We start from the raw sequence: 5562 nt of genomic DNA, 5'->3' as shown, positions 1-5562 counted from the left end.
CCGCGGGTCGCGCCGCGTTTGTCCAAGGTTGACAGCCGTGCTAGACTAGGTTTGGGATTTGGGGAGCGGAGGTGACAAGACCATGATGCTGGCGGCCAAGATTGCCCTCGTGGCGCTCTGTGCCTTGCTCGTGCTTGTCATCCTGCTCCAGTCGGGCAGAAGCGCGGGCCTGTCGGGCGTCATCACGGGCGGCGCCAACCAGTTTTCCAACCGCCGCCCGAAAGGGATGGATTCCCTGCTGGCCCGCGTGACCGTGGTGCTCGCCGTGCTCCTGTTCCTGGTGACGGGGCTCATCGCGGTGATGTACCACTACAACGTGCATTAGACGTGCGATGCACATCGATGAAACGGGAAGCGGGTGCTCTTCTGCGGTGCAGAAGGGCTCCTTTTTTGCGCCCAGCGAAAGGGAGGACATGGGGATGGGAAAGGCGCGCTGGCTCCTGGTGATGGCGGTGTTCGTCGTGTCGCTCGATCTCAGGCCGCCCATCACGTCCATCGGTCCGCTCGTGCTGACCATTCAGCGCTCGCTTCACATGAACGCGGCGGAGGTCAGCTTGCTCACGTCCATTCCCGTGTTTTGCATGGGCGCCTTCGCGCCACTCACGGGTGCGGTGGCGGCGAGGCTGGGGATGAATCGGGCCATTTTGGCTTGCGTGGCACTCGTCGGCCTCGCGACGCTCGTCCGATTCTTTGCCCACGCGGCGTGGCTGCTCTTGGCGTCCGCGTTCGCGGCAGGCCTCGGCATCGCCATCTGCGGGCCGCTTCTTTCGGGCTTCATCAAACATCACTTCGGCCAGCGGGCGCCCGCCGTCATTGGGCTCTACTCGGTGGGCATTGGCCTCGGCGCGTTGGCGAGCGCCGCGCTGTCGATTCCGCTCGCGCAAGCGCTTGGGGCGTGGCAGGCGTCGCTCGGCATGTGGACGGTGCTCGCCGTGTTCGGGCTCCTCGTCTGGTGGCCGGTGCTTCGCGCGGCGCAGGCGGCGGACGAGGAGACGAATAGAGCAGCTTCGAGCGGCGGCGAGCCCAAATCATCCGAATCGCCCTCGCCCTGGCGCACGGGCAGAGCGTGGCTCTTGCTCGCGGCGTTCGGGTTGCAGTCCGGCATTTACTATTCGACCACGACGTGGCTCGCGCCCCGCGCCGAGGAGGCCGGATACTCGGCCAGCGGCGCGGGCGTGGTGCTCACCGTGTTTGCGCTCATTCAGATGTTCGCGAGTCTTCTCGTGCCCATGGCCATGAGCCGCGCCACAAACCGGGCGCCCTGGCTCGTCGCATCCGCGTCCCTGACGCTCATGGGGATCGCGGTGTGCGCGCTGCCGCTGCCCGCGTGGAGCGCTTGGTTGGCGGATGTGCTGCTCGGCGTCGGTCTCGGGGGCTTGTTCCCCATCCTGCTCATTCTGCCGCTCGACGAGACGACAAACGGTGACGACGCCAGCCGCTGGACGGCCATGATGCAGTGCGGCGGTTACCTCATCTCGGGCGTCGTGCCCATTCTGGCCGGGGCCATCAAGGATGCCACGGGGAACTTTGTCGACTCGTTCTGGCTGCTCGCCGCGCTCGCCGTCGGACTGGTCATCTGTTCGCTCTTCCTGCACAAGCGCCCCAGCCAGAAGGAGGCCTGAGGCCGCCTGCCGTTTGCCGCGTCGCGCAAATTTCTTCTTCCTTTTGTGGCGATCTCGTCCGATTGGGTTCATACTAGTAGCAACGCACGCGGCAACATCCGGTGCACTCGGCTGATGGACGATGGAGTGAAGCCTTCTTGTGGAAAGAGCGATTGCTTGAATACCTGCGTTCGGAAGGGTACAGGCCGAGCACGGTCCAGGAGCTGTGTGAGCAGCTCGGCGTGAAGAGCGCGGCGGACTTTCGCGCATTTGTCCGCCTTCTGAATGAGATGGAGGACGCGGGAGATCTCGTTCGCACCAGGAACAACCGATACGCCCTCCCGGAGCAGATGAACTTCATCGCCGGGAGGCTTCAGCTCAAAGCGCGTGGGTACGGGTTTGTCATCCCGGAAAACGAGGCGGAGGCGGACATCTACATTCCGCAATCCGCGCTGAACGGCGCCATGAGTGGGGACCGCGTGCTCGTGCGCCTGCGCGAGGAGCGCGGGAAAGGCGCCCAGGCGCACCGCGAGGGCGAGATCGTCAAGATTCTCGAGCGCGGGAACGACCGCATGGTGGGTCAGATCTCGATTTACGCGCATCACGCCTTCGTCACGCCGCTCGACAAGCGGTTCCCGGAGGACGTGTTTGTGCCGAAAGACGCGGTGGGACAGGCGCACGACGGCCAGGTGGTGGTGGTCGAGCTGACGTCGTATCCCACGGCCACCCACGGGCCCGTGGGGCGGGTGGTGGAAGTCCTCGGCTATCCGGACGAGCCCGGCGTCGACATCCTGGCCATTGTCCGGAAATACAACCTCCCGGAGGTGTTTCCCGAGGATGTGCTCGCGGACGCGGAGCGAATTCCGCTGGAGCTAGATCCCGCCGAGATCGCGCGGCGCAAGGATTTTCGAAGCGAGACCATCGTGACCATCGACGGCGAGGACGCGAAAGACCTCGACGACGCGGTTCACGTGAAACGCCTGCCCAACGGCCATTATGAGCTCGGCGTGCATATCGCCGACGTCGGCTACTACGTGAAGGAGAACAGCCCGCTCGACAAGGAGGCGTTTCGGCGCGGGACGAGCGTGTACTTGGTCGATCGCGTCATCCCCATGTTGCCGCCGCGCCTGTCGAACAACATCTGCTCGCTGAATCCCAAGGTGGATCGCCTCACAATGTCGTGCGTGATGGAGATCGATAGGCAGGGGCGGGTCGTCTCCCACGAGATTGTGCCGAGCGTCATTCGGACAGCGGAGCGCATGACCTACAACGATGTGCGGAAGATCCTCGAGGACGAGGATGAAACCCTGCGCGCGCGGTATGCGCCGCTCGTGCCCATGTTTGAGCTGATGCGGGAACTCGCGCTCATTCTGCGGGAGAAGCGCATGCGGCGGGGCGCCATCGACTTCGATTTTGACGAGATCAAGGTGCGCGTGAACGATCTCGGCGAGCCCACCTCCATCGAGCCGCGCCCACGCTCCATCGCGGAGCGGATCATCGAGGAGTTTATGCTCGTGGCCAACGAAACCGTGGCAGAGCACTTTCACTGGCTCGGCGTGCCGTTCATCTACCGCGTGCACGATGAGCCGGATCCGGACAAGATCATCCACCTCAATCTGTTCCTGCACAATTTCGGTTACCACGTGAAGGGATCGGCCGGGGGCAAGGTCCACCCCCGAGCGCTGCAAGAAGTGCTGAATGAAGTGGAAGGCAAGCGCGAGGCGCGGATGATTTCGATGGTGATGCTGCGGTCGATGCAACAGGCGAAGTATCGGCCGGAGTGCACGGGGCACTTTGGCCTCGCGGCCGACTACTACACGCACTTCACGTCGCCCATCCGCCGATACCCGGACCTGGCCATCCACCGCATCATTCGCGAGGTACTCACGCGCGGATCGCTGTCTCCCAAGCGGGAGGCGCAGCTGCGCGAGTTTGTCGCGGAGGCGAGCCGGCAGTCGAGCGAGCGCGAGCGGATTGCCCAGGAGGCGGAGCGCGAAGTCGATCAATTGAAGATGGTCGAGTACATGCAGGCGCACATTGACGAGGAGTTCGACGGCATCATCTCAGGCGTCGTCCCCTTTGGCCTGTTCGTGCAACTGGACAACGGCGTCGAAGGAATGATTCACATCAGCGAGCTGGCGGACGATTACTACGTGCTGCACGAACGCCAGATGGCGCTCATTGGAGAGCGCACGCGGCGCGTGTTTCGCATTGGCGATCCCGTCCGCGTCGTCGTGATCCGAGCGGTGAAAGAGGACCTCCGGATCGACTTCGGGCTCGTGGAGCATCTGCGCGAGGCGACGTACGTCGGCGGTGAAGGTCCCGGCGCCATCGTGTATGATGAGGATCTGACGCCGAAAGAGCGGAGGGAGACGGAGCGCCGAAGGCGCCAGGCGGCTGCGCAGGCCGGAGACCGGAAGGGGCGGGACGGCAAGCGCCAGCGCGCGCGGCGAGATCGAACGGAGGAGGCGCGCGCGGGCGTTCGCCTGTCCGACTGGGACGACGGCGAAGAAGAGCGGTCTGCGGCGCTTGGCGACATGCTGCCCGGGGCTCTCCCGTACGACGCCTGGGATGAGGAGTATCCCGATCCGCGTTCCCGGCGGCGCAAGCGAGGCGGCCGCGGGGCGGCGGACGAAGTCCGTGAGCCGGCGGATGGCCGGGTGGCGGGTTCGCGCGCCTCGGCGCCCGCGCGGCGGGGCGGCTACCGCACGTGGCCGACCTGGGAGGCGGAGAGGGACAGCGGGAGAGGAAAGGGCGCGGCCAGGGGCGGTCGATCGCGGCCTGGCGCGAAATCGACCGGGAAGCGGAAATCGGAGTCAGGGAAATCGGGCAAGCGCGGTGCGCGCAAGAAGGGGAAGCGGTAGGCGGGCCGCGCCGTGTGCGGGGGCGGTGGCGGGGCGTCCCGGCGCGGCCGCGCGGCGCGCACGTTGGAGCATCGGAGTGACGTGAGATGGCGAGATCGCAGGGCATTCGGTTGATTGCGCAAAATCGGAAGGCGTATCACGACTACTTCATCGAGGAGACCTACGAGGCCGGACTCGTCCTGACCGGCACGGAGATCAAGTCGGTGCGGAAAGGGTCCGTCAGCCTGCGCGACGCGTACGCGCGCGTCGACGACGGCGAAGTGTACATTTACAACATGCATATCGCGCCATACGAGCAGGGGAATCGATTCAATCACGATCCGTTGCGGCCGCGAAAGTGCCTGTTGCACAAGAAGGAGATCAACCACCTGTACGGTGCAGTCCGCCAGCGGGGCGTCACGTTGGTGCCGACGAAGATTTACCTGAAGGATGGGTGGGCAAAGGTGGAACTGGCGCTCGCGAAGGGCAAGAAGCTGTACGACAAGCGCGAAGCCGCCAAGGAGCGGGACGCAAACCGCGAAATTCAACGCGCGCTGCGAGCCCGCATGCGCGGTGAGTGATGGCCATGCTCGTGCGCTTGGGGAGGCGCTGCAGACCGTGCGCACCGCCCGCTGGGGTTTGATGGAAATGGGTTGATCTGTCTTCGGAATGGAGTATAATAAGGTGTGCTCGTGAACCATCGCGATTCGCTTGCGGCATGCCGGACAGGTGTCGCCAAGACGCGGGGGCGTTTTGGATTCGACGGGGACTGTTCGAGCATGTACGGCGGGCCGTGGGGCTGCGACCACGTCATCCACGCAGGTCTAAATTTAACTGGCAAAGCGAATCGCTTTACCACTCAAAACAAGCTCGCTCTCGCTGCTTAATCCAGCGGGACCGTTGCGTGATGCGTCGCCTGCGCGCGTCGCGTAACGTCATCTGAGCAGGCTGGCGGCTTCCCTCGTTCGCGGGGATGCCGCGAGACGTGAGCGAACTCGCCTGTGCACCAGCGTGACCGTCCGCGGGTCACAGGGACTTCAGTAGACGGTCTACGCCCGTAGATGTACATGCGGCGAGGTCTTCGGACGCGGGTTCGATTCCCGTCGCCTCCACCATGC

General features: G+C 64.7%; 4 protein-coding genes and 1 other RNA gene. All 5 read left to right on the top strand.

The features are described 5' to 3' along the window. Window positions 1-82: 82 nt before the first annotated feature. The 5 genes from secG to ssrA all read left to right on the top strand — a co-directional run bounded on the left by secG (window position 83) and on the right by ssrA (window position 5559). Window positions 83-325, top strand: a complete 243-nt coding sequence (gene secG, locus AS26_RS13035) for a preprotein translocase subunit SecG (protein ID WP_008341091.1) — start codon at window positions 83-85, stop codon at window positions 323-325. Window positions 326-419: 94 nt separating this feature from the next. Continuing rightward, entirely contained in the window at window positions 420-1622 is a 1203-nt protein-coding gene (locus AS26_RS13030; RefSeq protein WP_062310412.1) for an MFS transporter, read from the top strand. Between the two features lie 137 nt (window positions 1623-1759). Further along, complete coding sequence (gene rnr / locus AS26_RS13025) at window positions 1760-4465, top strand: ribonuclease R (RefSeq protein WP_062310409.1); 2706 nt, start codon at window positions 1760-1762, stop codon at window positions 4463-4465. An 86-nt stretch (window positions 4466-4551) separates the two neighbouring features. Then, on the top strand, window positions 4552-5025 hold the full coding sequence (smpB, locus tag AS26_RS13020; protein WP_062310406.1) for an SsrA-binding protein SmpB: 474 nt from the start codon (window positions 4552-4554) through the stop codon (window positions 5023-5025). 163 nt (window positions 5026-5188) lie between these two features. Further along, window positions 5189-5559: a transfer-messenger RNA gene (gene ssrA / locus AS26_RS13015) on the top strand. Window positions 5560-5562 lie beyond the last annotated feature (3 nt).

This window comes from Alicyclobacillus sendaiensis NBRC 100866 (assembly GCF_001552675.1).
Taxonomy (GTDB): Bacteria; Bacillota; Bacilli; order Alicyclobacillales; family Alicyclobacillaceae; genus Alicyclobacillus; species Alicyclobacillus sendaiensis.
The sequence above is the reverse complement of the archived record's forward strand: the minus strand, read 5'-3'. Positions and strand labels throughout refer to the sequence as shown.

What these genes read in the sequence shown, in the direction of transcription:
- secG (WP_008341091.1), top strand. Translation starts at nt 83, where the DNA reads ATGATGCTGGCGGCCAAGATTGCCCTCGTGGCGCTCTGTGCCTTGCTC.
- AS26_RS13030 (WP_062310412.1), top strand. Translation starts at nt 420, where the DNA reads ATGGGAAAGGCGCGCTGGCTCCTGGTGATGGCGGTGTTCGTCGTGTCG.
- smpB (WP_062310406.1), top strand. Translation starts at nt 4,552, where the DNA reads ATGGCGAGATCGCAGGGCATTCGGTTGATTGCGCAAAATCGGAAGGCG.